This window comes from Sabulicella flocculans, from assembly GCF_045449635.1.
GTDB lineage: Bacteria > Pseudomonadota > Alphaproteobacteria > Acetobacterales > Acetobacteraceae > Roseococcus.
This window is the reverse complement of sequence record NZ_JBJJBR010000002.1, coordinates 288,084-306,458: the sequence shown is the minus strand read 5'-3', so window position 1 is coordinate 306,458 and position 18,375 is coordinate 288,084. Positions and strand designations below refer to the sequence as shown.

General features: G+C 73.2%; 16 protein-coding genes. 9 read left to right on the top strand and 7 right to left on the bottom strand.

Annotation, left to right across the window (positions count from 1 at the left end; translation table 11 throughout):
- Positions 1-12: 12 nt before the first annotated feature.
- The 6 genes from ACI6QG_RS04340 to ACI6QG_RS04315 all read right to left on the bottom strand — a co-directional run bounded on the left by ACI6QG_RS04340 (position 13) and on the right by ACI6QG_RS04315 (position 6,369).
- Complete coding sequence (locus tag ACI6QG_RS04340; protein WP_407023338.1) at positions 13-687, bottom strand: 50S ribosomal protein L25/general stress protein Ctc; 675 nt, start codon at positions 685-687, stop codon at positions 13-15.
- Positions 688-836: 149 nt separating this feature from the next.
- Positions 837-3,035 (bottom strand): xanthine dehydrogenase family protein molybdopterin-binding subunit, encoded by a 2,199-nt coding sequence (locus ACI6QG_RS04335; RefSeq protein WP_407023337.1) that lies wholly within the window; start codon positions 3,033-3,035, stop codon positions 837-839.
- Positions 3,036-3,038: 3 nt separating this feature from the next.
- Positions 3,039-3,506: a (2Fe-2S)-binding protein gene (locus ACI6QG_RS04330; RefSeq protein ID WP_407023336.1), complete on the bottom strand. Its 468-nt coding sequence runs from the start codon at positions 3,504-3,506 to the stop codon at positions 3,039-3,041.
- 122 nt (positions 3,507-3,628) lie between these two features.
- Positions 3,629-4,204, bottom strand: coding sequence for a hypothetical protein (locus ACI6QG_RS04325; protein ID WP_407023335.1), 576 nt, complete (start codon positions 4,202-4,204; stop codon positions 3,629-3,631).
- Between the two features lie 129 nt (positions 4,205-4,333).
- Positions 4,334-5,221 carry a hydroxymethylglutaryl-CoA lyase gene (locus ACI6QG_RS04320; protein WP_407023334.1) on the bottom strand — a complete coding sequence of 296 codons (888 nt, stop codon included), beginning with the start codon at positions 5,219-5,221 and terminating at the stop codon, positions 4,334-4,336.
- On the bottom strand, positions 5,218-6,369 hold the full coding sequence (locus ACI6QG_RS04315; RefSeq protein ID WP_407023333.1) for a CaiB/BaiF CoA transferase family protein: 1,152 nt from the start codon (positions 6,367-6,369) through the stop codon (positions 5,218-5,220). The genes ACI6QG_RS04320 and ACI6QG_RS04315 overlap by 4 nt, the downstream gene beginning before the upstream one ends.
- A gap of 283 nt (positions 6,370-6,652) precedes the next feature.
- On the opposite strand from ACI6QG_RS04315, the gene ACI6QG_RS04310 reads away from it, so the two are divergent.
- Genes ACI6QG_RS04310 through ACI6QG_RS04295 form a run of 4 tightly spaced genes read left to right on the top strand, consistent with a single transcriptional unit; the run spans position 6,653 to position 9,665 of the window.
- Complete coding sequence (locus ACI6QG_RS04310) at positions 6,653-7,276, top strand: phosphorylase family protein (RefSeq protein WP_407023332.1); 624 nt, start codon at positions 6,653-6,655, stop codon at positions 7,274-7,276.
- 31 nt (positions 7,277-7,307) lie between these two features.
- Complete coding sequence (locus ACI6QG_RS04305; protein ID WP_407023331.1) at positions 7,308-8,282, top strand: Bug family tripartite tricarboxylate transporter substrate binding protein; 975 nt, start codon at positions 7,308-7,310, stop codon at positions 8,280-8,282.
- Between the two features lie 40 nt (positions 8,283-8,322).
- Positions 8,323-9,309, top strand: a complete 987-nt coding sequence (moaA, locus tag ACI6QG_RS04300) for a GTP 3',8-cyclase MoaA (protein ID WP_407023330.1) — start codon at positions 8,323-8,325, stop codon at positions 9,307-9,309.
- A complete protein-coding gene (locus tag ACI6QG_RS04295; RefSeq protein ID WP_407023329.1) occupies positions 9,309-9,665 on the top strand; it encodes a hypothetical protein in 357 nt (118 codons plus the stop codon). The genes moaA and ACI6QG_RS04295 overlap by 1 nt, the downstream gene beginning before the upstream one ends.
- Here ACI6QG_RS04295 and ACI6QG_RS04290 read toward each other — a convergent pair.
- Positions 9,646-10,617, bottom strand: a complete 972-nt coding sequence (locus ACI6QG_RS04290) for an asparaginase (RefSeq protein ID WP_407023328.1) — start codon at positions 10,615-10,617, stop codon at positions 9,646-9,648. The two genes, ACI6QG_RS04295 and ACI6QG_RS04290, sit on opposite strands and share 20 nt — an antisense overlap.
- A gap of 118 nt (positions 10,618-10,735) precedes the next feature.
- Here ACI6QG_RS04290 and ACI6QG_RS04285 point away from each other — a divergent pair, with 118 nt between their 5' ends.
- From ACI6QG_RS04285 to ACI6QG_RS04265, 5 genes are all read left to right on the top strand, one after another.
- Positions 10,736-12,355: a DcaP family trimeric outer membrane transporter gene (locus ACI6QG_RS04285; protein ID WP_407023327.1), complete on the top strand. Its 1,620-nt coding sequence runs from the start codon at positions 10,736-10,738 to the stop codon at positions 12,353-12,355.
- A gap of 44 nt (positions 12,356-12,399) precedes the next feature.
- The gene (locus ACI6QG_RS04280) at positions 12,400-13,533 is read left to right on the top strand and encodes a patatin-like phospholipase family protein (protein WP_407023326.1); all 1,134 of its coding nucleotides are present in this window, start codon (positions 12,400-12,402) and stop codon (positions 13,531-13,533) included.
- Between the two features lie 89 nt (positions 13,534-13,622).
- Entirely contained in the window at positions 13,623-15,008 is a 1,386-nt protein-coding gene (locus ACI6QG_RS04275; protein ID WP_407023325.1) for a M20/M25/M40 family metallo-hydrolase, read from the top strand.
- A complete protein-coding gene (locus tag ACI6QG_RS04270) occupies positions 15,005-16,543 on the top strand; it encodes an AbgT family transporter (RefSeq protein WP_407023324.1) in 1,539 nt (512 codons plus the stop codon). The genes ACI6QG_RS04275 and ACI6QG_RS04270 overlap by 4 nt, the downstream gene beginning before the upstream one ends.
- Positions 16,543-18,375 carry an SLC13 family permease gene (locus tag ACI6QG_RS04265; protein ID WP_407023323.1) on the top strand — a complete coding sequence of 611 codons (1,833 nt, stop codon included), beginning with the start codon at positions 16,543-16,545 and terminating at the stop codon, positions 18,373-18,375. The genes ACI6QG_RS04270 and ACI6QG_RS04265 overlap by 1 nt, the downstream gene beginning before the upstream one ends.

Below are 18,375 nucleotides of genomic sequence, written 5' to 3'. Positions count from 1 at the left end.
AGCGGCCTTCCGTTACTTCTTCTTGGCGGGCGCGGCGGCCGGCTTGGCGGCGCCCTTGCCGCCCTTGCCCTTGGCGTCGGCGGCCGGAGCGGCGACGACCACCGGGGCCTCCTCCTCCACCGTCGGCGCGGCGATGGTGGCCACCACGAAGTCGCGGCCCTGGATCACCGGCTTGGCGCCGGCCTGGTCCTTCACGGCGGACCAGCGCAGGCTGTCGCCGATCTTGGCCTCGGCCAGGTCGATGACGAAGGCCTCGGGCACGGCGTCCACCGCCACCGTCACCTCCAGCTCGCGCCGGACGACGTTGAGCACGCCGCCGGCCTTCAGCCCGGCGGAGGTCTCCTCGTTCACGAAGGTGACGGGCACCTTCACGCGGATGCGCGCGCCGGGCGCCAGGCGCTGGAAGTCCACGTGGATGGGGGCGTCCGACACCGGGTCGAACTGCACGTCGCGCATCAGCGTGGTGACGGTGTCGCCCTCGGCGACGGCCACCTCGAAGACGTGCGACTGCCAGCCGCCGCGGTGCATCTCCTTCATCACGACGCGCGGGTCGAGGGCGATCAGCGTCGCCTCCTGCTTCGCGCCGTAGATGACTCCGGGGACGAGCCCCTCACGCCGGGTCGCGCGCGCCGCCCCCTTACCGGCACGCCCGCGCGCCACGGCCTCGATCCTGATGGTCTGGACCATGCCAAAATTCCTTCTCGCGGTGTGTTCGCCCCCGGATGGGCTGCGCCCAAACGGAAACAGGCGGCCTCCAGGGGTGCCGCCTTGCGGCGGGTTCTAGGCCGCGGCGCCCGCCCTGGCAAGCCGCGGCCGCCCCCTCCCCTGGCGCCCGACTACGCTCCCTGGGCGGCGCGCAGGAACTTCGCCGCGGTGAAGGGCACCGAGCGCATCCGCACCCCCGTCGCGTCGAAGATGGCGTTGCCCACGGCGCTGGGCACCACCGCCGCCGCGGGCTCGCCGGCGCCCCAGGGGCGCTCGGTCGGGCGGTCCACCAGGTCCACCACGATCTCCGGCACCTCGGGGAAGGTGATGACCTGGTAGCTCGCCCAGTCCAGCGAGGTGACGTGGCGGCGGTCGAAGGTCATCTCCTCCTTGAAGGTGCGCGAGAGGGTGTGGATGATGTTGCCCTCCACCTGCGACTTCACGCCATCCGGGTTGATGATCTGCCCGCAATCATGGCTGCACAGGAAGCGGGTCACGCGGATGGCGCCGGTGCGGCGGTTCACCTCCACCTCGGCCACGGCGGCGACGTAGGTGCGCACCAGCTCGTACTTCACGAAGGTGACGCCGCGGCCGCGCAGCACCTCGCCCTCGCGCCCGCCCTGGGGGCTCGGGCGCTGCTGCCAGTTGGCCAGCCGGGCCACGCGCTCCAGCACCTCGCGCCCCCGCGCCTCCTCGCGCGGCAGCAGCGACAGGCGCAGCGCCAACGGGTCCTTGCCCGCCGCCGCCGCCATCTCGTCCAGGAAGCATTCGGAGGCGTAGGTGTTCTGCATCCGCCCGGGCGTGCGGATCCAGGAGGGGCGGAAGGGCGTGGTGTCCAGCCGGTGGCAGGTGGTCTTCACCGCCGGGAAGGCATAGGGCTGGGCCAGGTTGTGCACGATGTTGCCGGGGTGGATGGCGTTCTCCCGCGGCAGGCCGCCGAGTTCCGCCGCCGTCAGGTCCACGTTGCCGCCGGCGCCCTTGGGGATCCAGGCCTCCGCCTCCCAGCCGGTGATGTTGCCCTGGGCGTCCAGGCCGCCGCGCAGCTCCACCAGGTGCGGCGGGCCCTTGGGGTCCCAGCCATGCTCGTCGGCGCGCATCCATTGCACGCGCACCGGCCGGCCCACCGCCTTGGCCAGCAGCGCGGCGTCGGCGGCGGCGTCCTCATGCCCGTTGCGGCCGTAGCAGCCCGAGCCCTCCAGGTAGATGCAGCGCACCTTGTCCACCGGCTCGCCCAGCATCAGCGCCAGCTGCTTGCGGAGGTTGTGCGTGGCCTGGGAGGCGCTCCAGCAAGTCAGCCGGCCATCCACCCATTCCGCCACGGCGCAGGAGGGACCCATGGAGGCGTGGGAGTTGATGCCGAAATCATAGGCGGCGGAAAGCTGGCGGGCGGCGCCGCGCACCGCCGCCGGGGCGTCGCCGCGCTCGCTGGTCACCTGCACCTGCGCCACCGGGGTGGCCTTCACGTGCTCCCACAGCCGCGACTGGTCGGGCAGGCCGGCCCAGTCGGTCCAGTCCACCCGCAGGTCGCGCGCCGCGCGGATGGCGGCCCATTCAGTTTCCGCCACCACGCCGACGAAGGCGCCCTGATGCACCACCCGCACCACGCCGGGGATGTCGCGGATGCTCGCCTCGTCCACCGCACGCGCGGTGGCGCCCAGGGCGGGCGGGCGCACCGGGCGGCCATGCAGCATCCCCGGGCGCTTCAGGTCGTAGATGTATTCGAAGCGGCCGAAGACCTTGGCCGGGATGTCCACGCGCGGGGCGCTGCGGCCCACCACGCGCCGCGCCTCGGGCGGCTTGATCGGGGCATTGGCGTCCAGCGCCAGCTCCACCCGCCCGGCACCGACCAGCTCCGCCAGCGTGGCGCGGCCCTGCGGGGCGATGACCACCCCCTCTTCGATGCGCAGCGTGGCGGGGGCGACGTTGAAGCGCTCGCCGGCGCGGCGCAGCACCTCGCGGCGCAGGGTGGCGGCGGCGGTGCGCAGCGCCACCCCGGCATTCTGGATGGACAGCGAGCCATAGGTCGGCCCCTGGTCGGGCGTCAGGGCGGTGTCGCCCTCCACCACCCGCACCCGGCCCAGCGGGATGTCCAGCTCCTCGGCGGCGATCTGCATGAAGCCGGTGCGCACGCCGGTGCCCAGGTCCACCTTGCCGATGTAGACGGTGCAGCCGCCATCGGATTCCAGCGCCAGGAAGGACTCGACGCGGTCGGCGGCGACGGGCTTCTCCGTCCAGGCCAGGGCGCCGCCCGGGGCGCCGGCGGCGAAGCCGACCAGCAGCGCCCCGCCGGCGCGCAGGAGGGAACGGCGGTCGAGCGTGGGGTGGTCCATGGCTCAGCCCCCCGCCGCGGCGCGCATCACCGCCGCCACCACCCGCGGGTGGGTGCCGCAGCGGCAGATGTTGTTGGCCAGCGCCTCCTTCACCTCCGCCTCGGTCGGGCGCGGGGTCTTCGCCAGGAAGGCGGCGGATTCCATGATCATGCCGTTGGTGCAGTAGCCGCACTGCACCGCGGCCTCGGCGATGAAGGCCTGCTGCAGCCGGTGCGGCGCCTCGGGCGAGCCCAGCCCCTCCAGCGTCACCACCTGCTTGCCGACGGCGGCGGAGGCCGGGACGGAGCAGGAGCGCACGGCCACGCCATCCAGGTGCACGGTGCAGGCGCCGCATTGCGCCAGGCCGCAGCCGTAGTGCGGGCCGGTGACGCCCACCTGGTTGCGCAGCACGTAGAGCAGCGGCTCGGTCGGGTCGTCCACGGTGGCGGTCACGGCGCGGCCGTTGACCGTCAGCGCCAGGCTCTGGCTCATCTCGGTGTCTCCATTCCCAGGTGGCGCGCGCTGCGTGGCGGCGCCTTGCCTCCCAGCAAAGCGCGAAGCGCCGCCCGCGGCAACCGGAGATTCGCCGCGGGCCGCCGCCGCCGGAACGCCGTTCAGCCGGAGAGCCGCATCACGTGGAAGCGCGGCAAGGTCAGGGGCGCCGTCCGCGGATGGACGTAGGTGATGGCGGCCGGCATCACGAAGGGCGGGCGCAGCCCGGCGACCGCCTCCCATTCCGTCAGCAGATCCACCTCGATCACGTTGGTGCGCGAGCGCGGGTCGCGCTTCAGCCGCGCATCCTCCGCCGCATCGAAGCGGTTCGCCCAGCCGGAGGGCTCGGCCCACGAGGTGCTGATGGTGACGCACCACTGGGCGTCGTCATGCGGCCCCTCGCTCAGCACCACGGGCGCGAACACGCGCAGCGCCCATTCCTGGCCGCCCACGGCGTCCACCTCCCGGGCCAGCCCGTAGGCGCGCACGGCGAAGGCCTTCGTCAGCTCCCCGCGCGGGCGGCCGAGGCGGCGCGGCCAGATGATGGCGGAGCCGGCCATGTCCCGCACCAGCCGCAGCCACCTGGGCTGCAGGGCCTCCTGGGGAATCGGCTCGTCGAACGGGACGAGCGGGATGCGGACCTTGCCCTTGAGGAAGGACGGCGTGTCCTTCGCCTCGGTTTCGACTGGAACCTTCATCGTGGCCTCCTCCTGCCTGCCCGGGCAGGATGCGCCGGGGCGGAAGCCAGGGGGGACGAAGCTTTTCCGAAGTCTTCCGTCAGGCCGGACGCGCCGCCGGCAGGTTACGCCCCGCGTGCCGCCGGCACGCTACGCCCCGCGTGCCGCCGGCACGCCGCGCACCCGCCCCCCGGGCAGCGCCCCGGGAATGGCGGCGGCGAGGTCGGCGGCCGCCACCAGCCTGGGCCAGTCCACCCCCGTCTCCAGCCCCATGCGGCGGAAGGTCCAGACGAGGTCCTCCATCGCCGTGTTGCCCGTGGCCCCCGGCGCATAGGGGCAGCCGCCGATGCCGCCCGAGCCGGCGTCGAACACCCGGCACCCGGCGGCGTAGGCCGCCAGGTTGTTGGCCACGCCCAGCCCGTAGGTGTCGTGCCCGTGGAAGGCGAAGCGCGTGCCCCAGCTCTCGATGGCATGGGCGAAGACGCGCTTCACCTGGTCGGGCGCGGCATTTCCGGTGGTGTCGCAGATGCTCACCTCCATCTCGGGGTCCAGCGCCTGCACGCGCTCCACCATGTCCAGCGCGTCGGCCTCGGGCACCACGCCCTCGAAGGGGCAGTGGAAGGCGCAGGACAGGTTCCAGCGCACCTTGGTGCCCTTCGGCACCTCGCGCAGCAGGGCGGCGAGTTCGGCGTAGCTGTCCATCCGGCCGCGATTGAGGTTGGCGCGGTTGTGCGATTCCGTGACGGACATGAAGAAGCCGATGCGGTGCGCGCCGGCCTGCACCGCGGCGTCGAAGCCGCGCCGGTTGGGCACCAGCACGGTGCATTCCAGCCCGGGCAATTCCAGCGCCGCGCGCAGCACATCCGCCGTGTCGGCCATCTGCGGAATCGCCTTGGGGCTGACGAAGCTGCCCACCTCCATCCGCCGCAGCCCGGCCGCGTGCAGGGCCCGCACCAGGGCGATCTTGGTTTCCGTCGGCACCCATTGGGCGATGGGCTGCAGGCCGTCGCGCGGCGACACCTCGGACAGTTCGATCATGCGCGGGGCTCCCGGAGGATCTCGTGGAAGACGTGGTCGTTGTCGGCGCCGGCCTCGCGCCCGGTCCAGCGGATCATCTCCGCCGGGCCGGCGCCGTCCAGCCGGAAGGGCGGCGCCGGGTGCAGCACCGGCCCCAGCAGCGGGTCCTCGACGCGGCTCACGATGCCGCGCGCGATGAAATGCGGGTCCTCCGCCGCGTCCTTGATGTCGTAGAGGCGCGAGCACGGCACCTCCGCGCCTTCCAGCACCTCCTGCGCCTCGGCGGCGCTGCGGGTGCGGGTCCAGGCGGCGATGGCGGCGTCCAGCTCCCCGGCATGGGCGCAGCGGCCGGCATTGCTGGCCATGCGGGGGTCGTCGCGCAGGTCCTCGCGGCCGATCACCGCCATCAGCCGGGCGAAGATCAGGTCGCTGTTGCCGGCGATGCACAGCCACTTGCCGTCGGCGCAGGGATAGGTGTTGGTGGGGGCGGCGGTGGCGATGGCCGCGCCCTGCGGCTGGCGAACCCAGCCGAACAGCCCGTGCTCGGTCAGCATGCCCTCCATCAGCGAGAAGACGGAGGACACGAGGTCGAGGTCCAGCACGCGCCCCTTTCCGCCATTGGCCGCCCGCCCCCAGCAGGCCGACACCACGGCCAGCGCCGCATACATCCCCGCCAGGTCGTCGCTGATGGACACGCCGCAGCGCGGCGGCGGCAGCTCCGTCTGGCCCGGGTTGGCGGTCAGGTGGCGCAGGCCCCCCATCGCCTCGCCGATGGCGCCGAAGGCCGGCTTGTCGCGATAGGGCCCATCCTGGCCATAGCCGCTGATGCGCGCCACCGTCAGGCCCGGATTGGCGGCCTGCAGCGCCTCCGGCCCCAGCCCGATGCGCTCCAGGTAGCCGGGGCGGAAATTCTCCACCACCGCGTCGGCGCGCGCGCACAGCGCCTTCACCCGGCGCTGCCCCTCGGGGGATTTCAGGTCCAGCGTCACGCTCAGCTTGTTGCGGCCATGCACGCTGAACCAGACGGAATGCCCGTCCTTCTGCGCGCCCCAGCCGCGGAACGGGTCGCCGCCCGGGGGCTCCACCTTGATGACCTCGGCGCCCAGGTCGGCCAGCAGCCGGGTGCAGAAGGGGGCGGCGATGTAGTGCCCCAGCTCGACGATCTTCATTCCGGCCAGCGGCAGCATGCGGTCCCTCGGCGTCCTCGGCCGGCATTATCCTCCCCCGCCGCGCGCCGGCCAAGCGGCGGGAGGTTTTTCACCGCCGCGGCCGCAACCCGATGCCCGGCCTCGGCTTTGTAGCCATGCACGGGAGCGGTCCCCCCCGACTCTCCCTTGTCTCTCCCGGATGTGCGCCCGTGGGCCGACTATCCCCGTGGGTGACACCAAACTTGCCGGGGGGTGGGCGCCCCCCGTGCCCACCCCCCGTTTTTTCGTCCATACGCCCCCGGCGATGGCCCCCCTCCCCCCTGGCACCCTCATCTTCTGCGGCCTGCTGGCCGAGGCGCGGCTGTGGCCCGCCGGGACGCCGGTGCTGGCCGTCGGCGGCCGCCCGCGGGCGCCGGACGGGCCGCGCCCTTCCGCCATCCTGTCCTTCGGGCTGTGCGGCGGGCTGGACCCCGCCCTGCCGCCCGGCACGCTGCTGTCCGCTGCCGCCATTCCCGGGCATGGCGGGGTGGATGCCGCCTGGGCCGCCGCCCTGGCCGCGCGGACCGGCGCCCGCCCGGCGGTGCTGGCGCACAGCCCCGCCGCGGTGGCCACGCCCGTTGCCAAGGCCGCGCTGCGTGCCGCCACCGGCGCCGCCGCGGTGGACATGGAATCCGGCTTCGCCGCCGACCTCGCGGCGGCCTGGGGGATTCCCTTCGCGGCGCTGCGCGCGGTGGGCGACGCGGCGGCGGATGCCGTTCCGGCGTCGGCGATGCAGGGCCTGAACGCGGACGGCTCCGCCGCACCCGGCCGCGTGGCCCTGGCGCTGCTGCGCCGTCCGGGCGACCTGCCGGGGTTGCTGCGCGTCGCCTGGAGTTCCCGCGCCGGGATGCGGGCGCTGAAGCTTGCGGCATCGGCCCTGCACGCGTAATCCAGCCGCCAAACGCCAGGGGACCCACGCCATGAACCGTCGCCAGCTCCTCGCCGCGCCCGCCCTGCTCGGGGCCGCCGCCGCCCTGCCGCTGCCCGCGCTGGCGCAGGAATTCCCCTCCGGCCCGGTGCGCGGCATCGTTCCCTTCGCCGCCGGCAGCGCCACCGACACCGTCGCCCGCCTGTTCGGCGAGAAGATGCGCGAGGTGCTGGGCCAGCCCGTGGTGGTGGAGAACCGCGCCGGCGCCAATGGCCTGATCGGCGCCGAGGCGGTGGCCCGCGCCCCGGCCGATGGCCAGACCGTGCTGTTCGGCACCAACAGCACCAACGCCGCCGCCAACGCCCTGTTCCGCCGCGTGCCCTTCGACATGGAGCGCGACTTCGCCCCCGTCTCGCTGCTCTGCTCGGTGCCGCTGCTGGTGGCGGTGGCCGCCAACTCGCCGCACCGCACCCTGGCGGACCTGCTGGCCGCCGCCCGCGCCCGGCCCGAGGGGCTGACCTTCGCCTCCGCCTCCGCCTCCCAGCGCGTCTCGACCGAGATGCTGGCCGCCATGGCCGGGGTGAAGCTGCTGCACGTGCCCTACCGCGCCTCGCCCGCCGCCGTGCAGGACCTGATCGCCGGCCGGGTGGACCTCTTCGTGGCCGACCAGGCGGTGATCCTGCCCGGGGTGCAGGGCGGCCAGCTCCGCGCGCTGGGCGTCACCACCAAGGAGCGCTCGGCCCAGCTGCCCGACGTGCCGAGCGTGGCCGAGCAGGGCCTGCCGGACTACGAGATCTTCGCCTGGTTCGTGCTCTGCGCCCCGGCCAACACCCCGGCGCGCGCCATCGAGCGCCTGAACGCCGCCGCCCGCCACGCCGGCGCCGACGCCACCCTGCGCGAGCGCCTGGGCACCGGCATGGGCATGACGGTGCGCACCGGCAGCCCCGACGAGGCCCGCGCCTTCATGCGCGCCGAGACGGTGAAGTGGACCAACGCCATCCGCGCCGCCGGGATCGAGCCGGAATGACCTTGCGGGAGGGCTGCGGCCACCCCCATGTGAGGCGGCGATGATCGACCCCTTCGGCCGCAGCGTCACCTACCTCCGCGTATCCGTGACGGACCGCTGCGACCTCCGCTGCGTGTATTGCATGGCGGAGGACATGACCTTCCTGCCCAAGAGCGAGGTGCTCTCGCTGGAGGAGCTGGACCGGCTGTGCGGCGCCTTCATCGCCCTGGGCGTGCGCAAGTTGCGGCTCACGGGCGGCGAGCCGCTGGTGCGGCGCGGCGTGATGTCCCTGGTGGAGTCGCTGGGCGCGCGCATCGGCCACGGGCTGGACGAGCTGACGCTGACCACCAACGGCACCCAGCTGGCGAAGCACGCCGAGGGGCTGGCCAAGGCCGGGGTGCGCCGCATTAACGTCTCGCTCGACACGCTGGACGCCGCGCGCTTCACCGCCGCTACCCGCTGGGGCGACATCGCCAAGGTGCTGGACGGCATCTACGCCGCCAAGGCCGCCGGGCTGCACGTCAAGATCAACGCCGTGGCGCTGAAGGGCGTGAACGAGGACGAGTTCGACCGCATGCTGGAATGGGCGGGCGGCCACGGCTTCGACCTTTGCCTGATCGAGACCATGCCGCTGGGCGAGGTCAGCGAGGACCGCACCGACCAGTTCCTGTCGCTGGGCGAGGTGAAGCGCCGGCTGGACCGCCGCTGGACCCTGGCGCCGACCTCCTTCACCACCGGCGGCCCCGCGCGCTACTTCGACGTGGCGGAAACCGGGGCGCGGCTGGGCCTCATCACCCCGCTGACCCACAATTTCTGCGAATCCTGTAACCGCGTGCGCCTCACCTGCACCGGCACCCTCTACATGTGCCTGGGCCAGGACGACGCCGCCGACCTGCGCGCCCCGCTGCGCGACCCCACCCTGGGCGAGGCCGGGTTGCAGGACGCCATCCGCGCCGCCATCGCCCGCAAGCCCAAGGGCCACGACTTCGTGATCGAGCGCGCGCGCGACCCCGCGGTGCGCCGCCACATGAGCGTGACGGGCGGCTGATGCTGGAAGGCCTCGCCGCGCGGCTGACGCCCGCCGGCCTGCCCGAATGGGTGGGTCTGGCCGTGCTGGCGCTGCTGCTGCTGCTGGCGCTGTGCGTCGCGCTGATGCCGTTCAGCGTGTTCGGCGTGAAGGCGCGGCTGGACGCCATCGAGGCCCAGCTGGACGAGCTGCGCGCCGAGATCCGCGGCCTGTCCGTACGCCTGTCCGAGCGCGGCACCCCGCGCGACTGGTCGGGCGGGGCGGATGTGGACCTTCCCGCCCCGGCGGCGCGGCCGGACACGCCGCTTCCCGCCACCCAGCCGCCGCTGCCGCGCGGCGGCCGCAACGAGCCGCGCATCACCTGGCCGCGCGGCTGAACGCCTCGGCGGGGTCGGTGCCCGCCGCCAGGGCCAGCGCCAGCAGCAGCCGCGCCTTGGCGGCCGGCAGCAGCCCGGCGGGCAGCACGCCGCGCGCCAGCAGGTCCATCTCGGCGCCCGGATAGCCGTAGGTGGCGGTGAAGACCGGCCCGGCCCAGCAGCGGCTGGCCAGCACCACCGGCATCGCCCGCGCCAGCGCCGCCACCGCTTCCACCGCCGCCGCCGGCACGTGGCCCGCGCCCATGGCCTCCAGCACCGCGCCGCGGAAGCCCAGCCCCGGCAGGGCGGCCAGCAGCCGGCCGTCCTCGCCCATGCCCCAGCCCAGCAGCGCCACCGGCGGCAGGGGGCCGTCGGGGATGGGCAGCACCGGGCCGCGCGCCACCCGGGCCAGCAGCCGCAGCCGTCCTTCCGCCACCACCCCCAGCGGCCCACCATTGGGCGAGGCGAAGGCCGACGGCAGCGCGGTGTGCCCCTTGCGGACGCGGCGCGCGGCGTGGACCTCGTCGTTCAGCACCGCCAGGGCGCCCAGGCCGCGCGCCGCCGGGTCGGCCGCCACGGTGATGGCGGCCAGCAGGTTGGCCGGCCCGTCCGCGCCGGCCGCGGCGGCGCCGCGCATCGCGCCCGTCACCACCACCGGGCGGTCATCGGCGTGCAGCAGGTCCAGCAGGAAGGCGCTTTCCTCGATGGTGTCGGTGCCCTGCACCACCACCGCGCCCGCGCCGTCGAAGGCGGCGATGCGCCGGGCGCAGCCGGCCAGCACCTCCGGCTCCAGCGAGGGGCTGGCGACGCGGGCCGGGCTCTCGGCCACCACCTCCGCCACCGCCTCCAGCCCCGGCACGGCGGCGACCAGCTCGGCCGCGCCCAGGGTGGGGTTCAGCCCCGGCCCGGCGCCGGGCGTCATGGTGATGGTCCCGCCGAGGGACAGGACGAGGATGCGCGGGCGTGCGGACATGGGGTGCAGCATCCCCCGCGCGGGACGCCCGGCCAAGGGCCGGAACGCCAGGGCGATGCGCGGGGCGCAACCCGCCGGCCATCATGGCGGCAAGCAAGCCTTCCGGGGAGAACGCGCCATGCGCCACGCCGCCATCCTGGGCCTCGGCACCGCCGCGGCCCTGCTGCTCGCCCCCGCTGCGCGGGCGCAGGGCAGCGACGCCGCCACCATCGCCGAGCTGCGGCGCCAGCTGACGGAGATGCAGCGCCGGCTGGAGCAGCTGGAACGCCGCAGCAGCGCCGCCGCGCCCCGCCCGGCCCGCGCCGCCCCGGCCGCGCCGCCTCCCGAGGCGCTGGAAGCCCGCGCCGCCGCCGCCGAGGCACGCGCCGCCGCCGCCGAGGCCGCCGCCGCCCGCCGCGGCGCCGAGCAGGCGCAGCTGGCGCTCTCGCCCGCCGCCATCCCAGGGCTGGAGCCGCCGGAGCCGATGGGCCGCCCCTTCGCCAACGAGGACGCCCTGCGCTCCGACCTGCCGGGCATCGCCTTCCGCGTGCCGGGCACCGACACCCAGGTGCGCCTCTACGGCTTCGCCAAGCTGACCGCCTGGACCGACGCCAATGGCCGCAACCAGACCGACGCGCCGCCGCCCTCGCAGATTCCGCTGCGCGGCAGCCAGGCGGACCGCCAGGGCGGCGACTTCGGCATGACGGCCCGCTTCTCCCGCTTCGGGGTGGACACGCGCACCGCCACCCGCTGGGGCCAGCTGGAAACCCGGCTGGAGGGCGATTTCGGCGGCGGCGCCGCCACCTCCTCCAACGCCGTGTTCCGGCTGCGCCAAGCCTGGGCCGAGTTGGGCACGGAGCGCTTCAGCGTGCTGGCCGGCCAGGCGAACTCCCTGTGGAACGAGGGCATCTTCGAGACGCTGATCGACGCCACCAACCTCAACCAGTCCTTCATCCGCCAGGCGCAGCTGCGCGTCACCGGCCGCCTCGCGCCCGGGCTGACCGGGCAGGTCTCCATCGAGGCGCCGGAGACCGCGGTGGTCACCGGGGTGGGCACCTTCAACCCCGGCAACAACCTGGGCAACGGCGCCAGCCCGGCCTTCAACGCCGCGCCCGACCTGCATGGGCGCCTGACCTACCGCGACAGCGGCTGGGAGCTCGGCTTGCGTGGCATGGTGCGCCAGCTGACGCTGCGGACGGAAGACGTGGGCCTCCCCGGCGAGAACCAGCGCAAGACCGCCGCCGGCTGGGGCTTCGCCGCCCATGCCCGCATGCCGATGCGCGTGCTGTCCGACAGCTTCGGCGGCGACGAGCTGGCGGTGATGGCCCATTACGGCGAGGGCATCGGCCGCTACTTCTTCGGCAACACCGGCGGGCAGGACGCGGTGTCCAACCTCGGCCTGCCGGGCGCCGCGCAGGGGGTCCGGCTGGACGCGCTGCCCACCACCGCCGCCACCATCGCCTATCGCCGCTTCTGGACCGATACGCTGCGCTCCAACTTCTCCTACTCCTGGGCGAGGAACGACTACCCCTCCTACGTGGCCGGCTTCTCCGCCGCCACGCGCGCCACGCTGAACCGGGAGCTGCACCAGGGCTTCGCCAACCTGATCTGGTCGCCCTTCGCCGAATGGCGCAACGGCGTGCTGGCCACCGGCTGGCTCGATGTGGGGCTGGAATACCTCTACACCCGGCGCGACCTGGCGGGGCCGGGCCATGGCGAAGCCAACCGGTTCCTGTTCGGCGCCATCGCCCGCTTCTGAATCCCTGCGTGTGCAGCGCAGCATGTTGGGTTAAGCCGAGGGCCATGCGCCGCTTCCTGCTCCTGCTCGTCCTCCTGCTGCCGGGCTGCGCCGGGCTGGTGCGGCTGCCCGCGCCCCCGGCGGAGGTGGTGCCCGCCCTGCCCGTCACCGGCATCGCCAATGGCCGCTTCTGGCCGGATGGCGACGTCGCGCCCCTGCAGGCCGAGGCGCGTCTCGCCGCCTCCCGCCGCGCGGCGGGGCGGGAGGGGCACTTCCTCGCGCTGTCGGGCGGCGGCGACAACGGGGCCTTCGGCGCCGGGCTGATGCAGGGCTGGACCGAGCGCGGCGACCGGCCGGAGTTCGACGTGGTCACCGGCATCTCCGCCGGCGCGCTGATCGCGCCCTTCGCCTTCCTCGGCCCCGGATATGACGGCCGCCTGCGCGAGGTCTTCACCGAGCAGCGCCCGATCGACCTGATCGCGCTGCGCCGCCTGCCCATCGCCATCCTGTTCGGCGAGGCGCTGGCCGACACCTCGCCCCTCTACCAGCTCATCGCCCGGCAGGCGGACGAGGAGATGCTGGCGGCCATCGCGCGGGAATACCGCCGCGGCCGGCTGCTGCTGATAGGCACCACCAACCTCGACCTGCAACGGCCGGTGGTGTGGAACATCGGCGCCATCGCCGCCTCCGGGCACCCGCTGGCGCTGGCGCTGTTCCGGCGCATCCTTCTGGCCTCCGCCTCCATCCCGGGCGCCTTCCCGCCGGTGATGATCCCGGTCGAGTGGGACGGGCGCGTGTGGCAGGAGATGCACGTGGATGGCGGCGCCACCACCCAGGTCTTCCTCTACCCGCCTGACTTCGACGGCCGGGCCAACCGGCCGCGCACCGTGCACGTGGTGCGCAACGGCCGGCTGGAGGTGGAGGCGGACAGCACCCGGCTGGGCATCTTCAGCATCGCCCGCCGCTCGGCCGCCACGCTGCTGCACTTCGCCGGGCTGGGCGACATCAACCGCATCGCCCTGCTGGCCCACCGCGACGGCATGGGTTTCCGCCTGGCGCGCATCGACCCCGGCTTCGCCCACCCCCGCGCCGAGCCCTTCGACCCCGCCTACATGCGCGCCCTGTTCGAGCACGGGCGCCAGCAGGGACAGAGGGCGGATTCGTGGCTCACCCGGCCGGGACGTCCGGCACAGCCCTGACACCGGCATCCCAGGCGGCCGGGCGCCGGCGGGTGTAGCCTGCTTGCCAAATCCTTGATCAGGGAGGGAGAGGCAAGATGGGAACCACGATGACACGATCCCGCGTGGATGCGGTGCTGGCGCGCGCCGACGCCAACATGGATGCGGCGCTGGAACGCCTGCTGGCGACGCTGCGGCTGAAGTCCATCTCGACCGACCCGGCCTATGCCGGCGAGGTGCGCGCCTGCGCCGAATGGCACGCCGCCGACCTGCGCAGCATCGGCTTCGCGGCGCAGGTGTGCGACACGCCGGGCCACCCCATCGTGCTGGCCAAGCTGCCCGCCCCCGGCAAGCCCACCGCCCTGTTCTACGGCCATTACGACGTGCAGCCGGTGGACCCGCTGGAGCTGTGGACGCGCGACCCCTTCGACCCCGCCGTGCAGGAGCTGGACGGCCGGCAGGTCATCACCGGCCGCGGCAGCGCCGACGACAAGGGCCAGCTGATGACCTTCATCGAGGCGTGCCGCGCCTGGAAGGAAGTGGCGGGCGAGCTGCCGATGGGCATCACCGTGCTACTGGAGGGCGAGGAGGAATCCGGCGGCGTGAACCTGCCCGGCTTCCTGAAGGCCCACGCGGCGGAGCTGAAGGCCGACATCGGCCTGATCTGCGACACCAACATGTGGGATGCCCAGACGCCCGCCATCCAGACCATGCTGCGCGGGCTGTGCGGCGAGGAGATCACCATCCACGCCGCCGACCGCGACCTGCATTCCGGCTTCTACGGCTCGGCCGCCGCCAACCCCAACCGGGTGCTGGCGCGCATCCTCAGCGACCTGCACGACGCCGATGGCCGCGTCACCATCCCGCACTTCTACGACGGCGTGCCGGAACTGGACCCCGCGCTGAAGGCGCAGTGGGAGGCCCTGCCCTTCAGCGAGGAGAAGTTCCTCGGCGCCGTCGGCCTGTCCGTGCCGGCCGGAGAGAAGGGGCGTTCCGTGCTGGAGCAGACATGGTCGCGCCCCACCGCCGAGATCAACGGCATGGGCGGCGGCTACCAGGGCGAGGGCTTCAAGACCGTCATCCCCGCCATGGCCTCGGCCAAGATCTCCTTCCGCCTGGTGTTCGACCAGGACCCGCACGCCATCCGCCGCAACTTCCGGGAATTCGTACAGGCGCGGCTGCCGGCCGATTGCCGGGTGGAGTTCAAGGAGCACGGCTCAGGCCAGGCCATCGGCTTCCCGGTCAACGACCCGGCCTTCGCCCGGGCGCGCGAGGCGCTGTCCGCCGAATGGGGGCGCGACGCCTTCTTCATCGGCGGCGGCGGCTCCATCCCGGTCACCGGGGACATCAAGCGCCACCTGGGCATGGACGTCATCCTGGCCGGCTTCGGGCTGGAGGATGACCGCATCCATTCGCCGAACGAGAAGTACGACCTGCGCTCCTTCCAGAAGGGCATCCGCTCCTGGGTGCGCATCCTCGCGGCGCTGGGCGCATGAGCGCGGCGGCCGAGCCCGGCAAGGGCGGGGGGATGCAGCGCGTCCTCGACGCGGTGGAGCGCGTGGGCAACCGCGTGCCCCACCCGGTGATGATCTTCGTCTACCTCATCCTGCTGGTGATGGCGCTCTCCGCCGTGCTGGGGGCCATCGGCGCCAGCGTCTCGTTCCAGGCCTACAACCCGGCCTCCGGCGACATCGAGCCCGCCTTCGTCGCCGCGCGCTCGCTGCTGACGGTGGAGGGCATCCGCTTCATGTACACCTCCGTGGTGGCCAACTTCATGGGCTTCAACGCGGTGGGCGTCATCATCATCGCCATGGTGGGCGTCGGCGTGGCGGAGGAAGCGGGGCTGGTGAAGGCGCTGATCCGCAAGCTGGTGCTGGTGGCCCCGCCCCGGGCGCTCACCTACATCCTGTGCTTCGTCGGCATCGTGTCCTCCATCGCCGCCGATGCGGGCTACCTGGTGCTGATCCCGCTCGCGGCCGCCGCCTACCTCTCGGTCGGGCGGCACCCGCTGGCGGGGCTGGCGGTGGGCTTCGCCTCGGTGGCGGCGGCCTTCCTGGTCAACGTGCTGATCGTGCCGACCGACGGCATCCTGACCGAGATCACCAACGACGCCATCCGGCTGGTGAACCCCAGCGCGACCATCGACCTCGCGGCGAACCTGTGGTTCTCCATCGGCTCGGTGGTGATGCTCACCATCGTCATCTCCCTCATCACCGAGCGCGTCATCGAGCCCCGCCTGGGCGCCTACACCGGCGGCTACGAGGTGCCGGGCGAGAACGCGATGACGGAGGCCGAGCAGCGCGGGCTGCGCCTGGCGCTGTGGGGCTTCCTGGGCTCGCTGGCCTTCGTGCTCGCCCTCGCCCTGCCCCCTGGGGCGCCGCTGCGCCACCCGGAGACGGGGGCGCTGGTCGGCGCCACGCCCTTCATGAACAGCCTGATCGTCACCATCGCGCTGATCTTCATGGTCTGCGGCATCTGCTACGGCCGCGGCGCCGGCACGCTGAAGACGACGAACGAGGCGATCGGCGCCATGCAGAAGAGCATCGCCGGGCTGTCGGGCCTGATCCTGCTGCTGCTGGTGATCAGCCAGTTCATCGCCTACTTCAACTACACCAACATGGCGACGCTCGCCGCCGTCTCGATGGCCGACGTGCTGAAGACGATGAACCTGCCCCCCGTCGCGCTGCTGGTGGGCTTCGTGGTTGCGGTGTTCGGGCTCGACCTCATCATCACCGCGGCCATCGCCAAGTGGGCCATCTTCGCGCCGGTCTTCGTGCCGCTGCTGATGCAGCTGGGCATGGAGCCCGAGGCGGTGCTGGCGGCCTACCGCGTCGGCGACAGCCCGATGAACGCCATCACGCCGCTGAACGCCTATTTCGCCATGATCGTCACCTTCGCCATCAAGTACCAGAAGGACGCGGGCGTGGGCACCGTGATCGCGCTGATGCTGCCCTACGTGGCGGTGCTCTGCGTGGTCTGGACCCTGTTCCTCGTCGGCTGGTACCTGCTCGGCCTGCCCTGGGGCATCTGATGAACACAGACCTCCTCATCGTCCTTGGCCTGCTCGTCGCGGCGGTGGGGATGTTCATCGTCAACAAGCCGCGCATGGACGCGGTGGCGGTGCTGATGATGGTGCTGCTGCCCTTCACCGGCGTCATCACCGTGAACGAGGCGCTGGCCGGCTTCGCCGACCCCTCGGTGGTCCTGATCGCCGCGCTGTTCGTGGTGGGCGACGGGCTGGTGCGCACCGGCATCGCCCGCATGGCCGGCGACTGGCTGTTCCAGCGCGGCGGCGACAACGAGTCCAAGATGCTCGTGCTGCTGATGCTGGTGGTGGGCGCGCTGGGCGCGGTGCTCTCCTCCACGGCGGTGGTGGCCATCTTCATCCCGGTGGTGCTGCGGATCTGCCAGAACACCGGCACCTCGCCGCGCCAGCTGATGATGCCGCTCTCCATGGCCGCACTCTCCTCGGGCATGGTGACGCTGGTGGCCACCGCGCCGAACCTCGTGGTGCACAGCGCCTTGCAGCAGGCGGGCAACGCCGGCTTCGGCTTCTTCACCATCACGCCCTTCGGCCTCTCCTTCCTGTTGCTCGGCGTGGGCTACATGGTCTTCGCCCGCCGCCTGCTGGGCGGCGCCAAGTCCGCCCCCGGCGCCGGCGCCGGCGGCAAGTCCATGCGCGACTGGATCGCCGCCTACGACCTGCCCGACCGCGAGCACCGCGCGAAGGTGCTGGCCAATTCCTCCCTGCTCGGCCGCCCGCTGGCGGAACTGGACCTGCGCGCGCAGGGCATCAACGTCCTCGCCATCGAGCGCCCGCGTCGCTTCGGCACCGACATCGCCCGGCCCTCCGGCTCCACCGTGCTGGAGGCCGGGGACGTGCTGCTGCTCGACCTGCAGGGCGAACAGCAGACCATCGGCCCCGTCGCCAACACCTACGGGCTGGAGGCACTGCCGCTGGGTGCCGGCGGGCGCTACTTCACCAGCCGCACCCAGGTCGTCGGCATGGTGGAGGCGGTCATCCCCTCCGAGTCCGACCTGGTGGGCCACACCGTCCTGCAGGCCCGCCTGCGCTCCGAGCACGGGCTCACCGCCATCGGGATGCGCCGGGGCAACCGCATCCTGTCCGACGCGCTGCTCTCCACGCCGATGAAGGTGGGCGACACCCTGCTGCTGTTCGGCTTCTGGAGCGACATCCAGAAGATGCGCGCCCACCAGGACGAGCTGGTGCTGCTGAACCTGCCGCAGGAATCCGCCGACGCCCTGCCGGTGCCCGACCGCGCGCCGCACGCGCTGCTGGCGCTGGCGGTCACCATCGGCCTGATGGTCTCGGGCATCGTGCCGAACGCCCAGGCCGCGCTGATCGGCTGCCTGCTGATGGGGCTGTTCGGCGTGGTGGACATGACCAGCGCCTACCGCGCCGTCTCGTGGAAGACGGTGCTGCTGATCGTGGGCATGCTGCCCTTCTCCATCGCCTTGCAGCGCACCGGCGGCGTGGACCTGGCCGCCGACTTCGTGGTGGGCGTGGCCGGCAACGCCTCGCCGCGCATGATCCTGCTGACGCTGTTCGTCCTCACCGCCGGGCTGGGGCTGTTCATCTCCAACACCGCCACGGCGGTGCTGATGGCGCCCGTGGCCATCGCGGTGGCGAGCGACCTCGGCTTCTCGCCCTACCCCTTCGCCATGACGGTGGCGCTGGCGGCTTCCTGCGCCTTCATGACGCCGGTGTCCTCGCCGGTGAACACGCTGGTGGTCGGGCCGGCCGGCTACTCCTTCGGCGACTTCGTGAAGGTGGGCGTGCCGTTCACCGTCCTGTGCATGATCGTCACGCTGGTGCTGGTGCCGATCCTGCTGCCGCTCTGA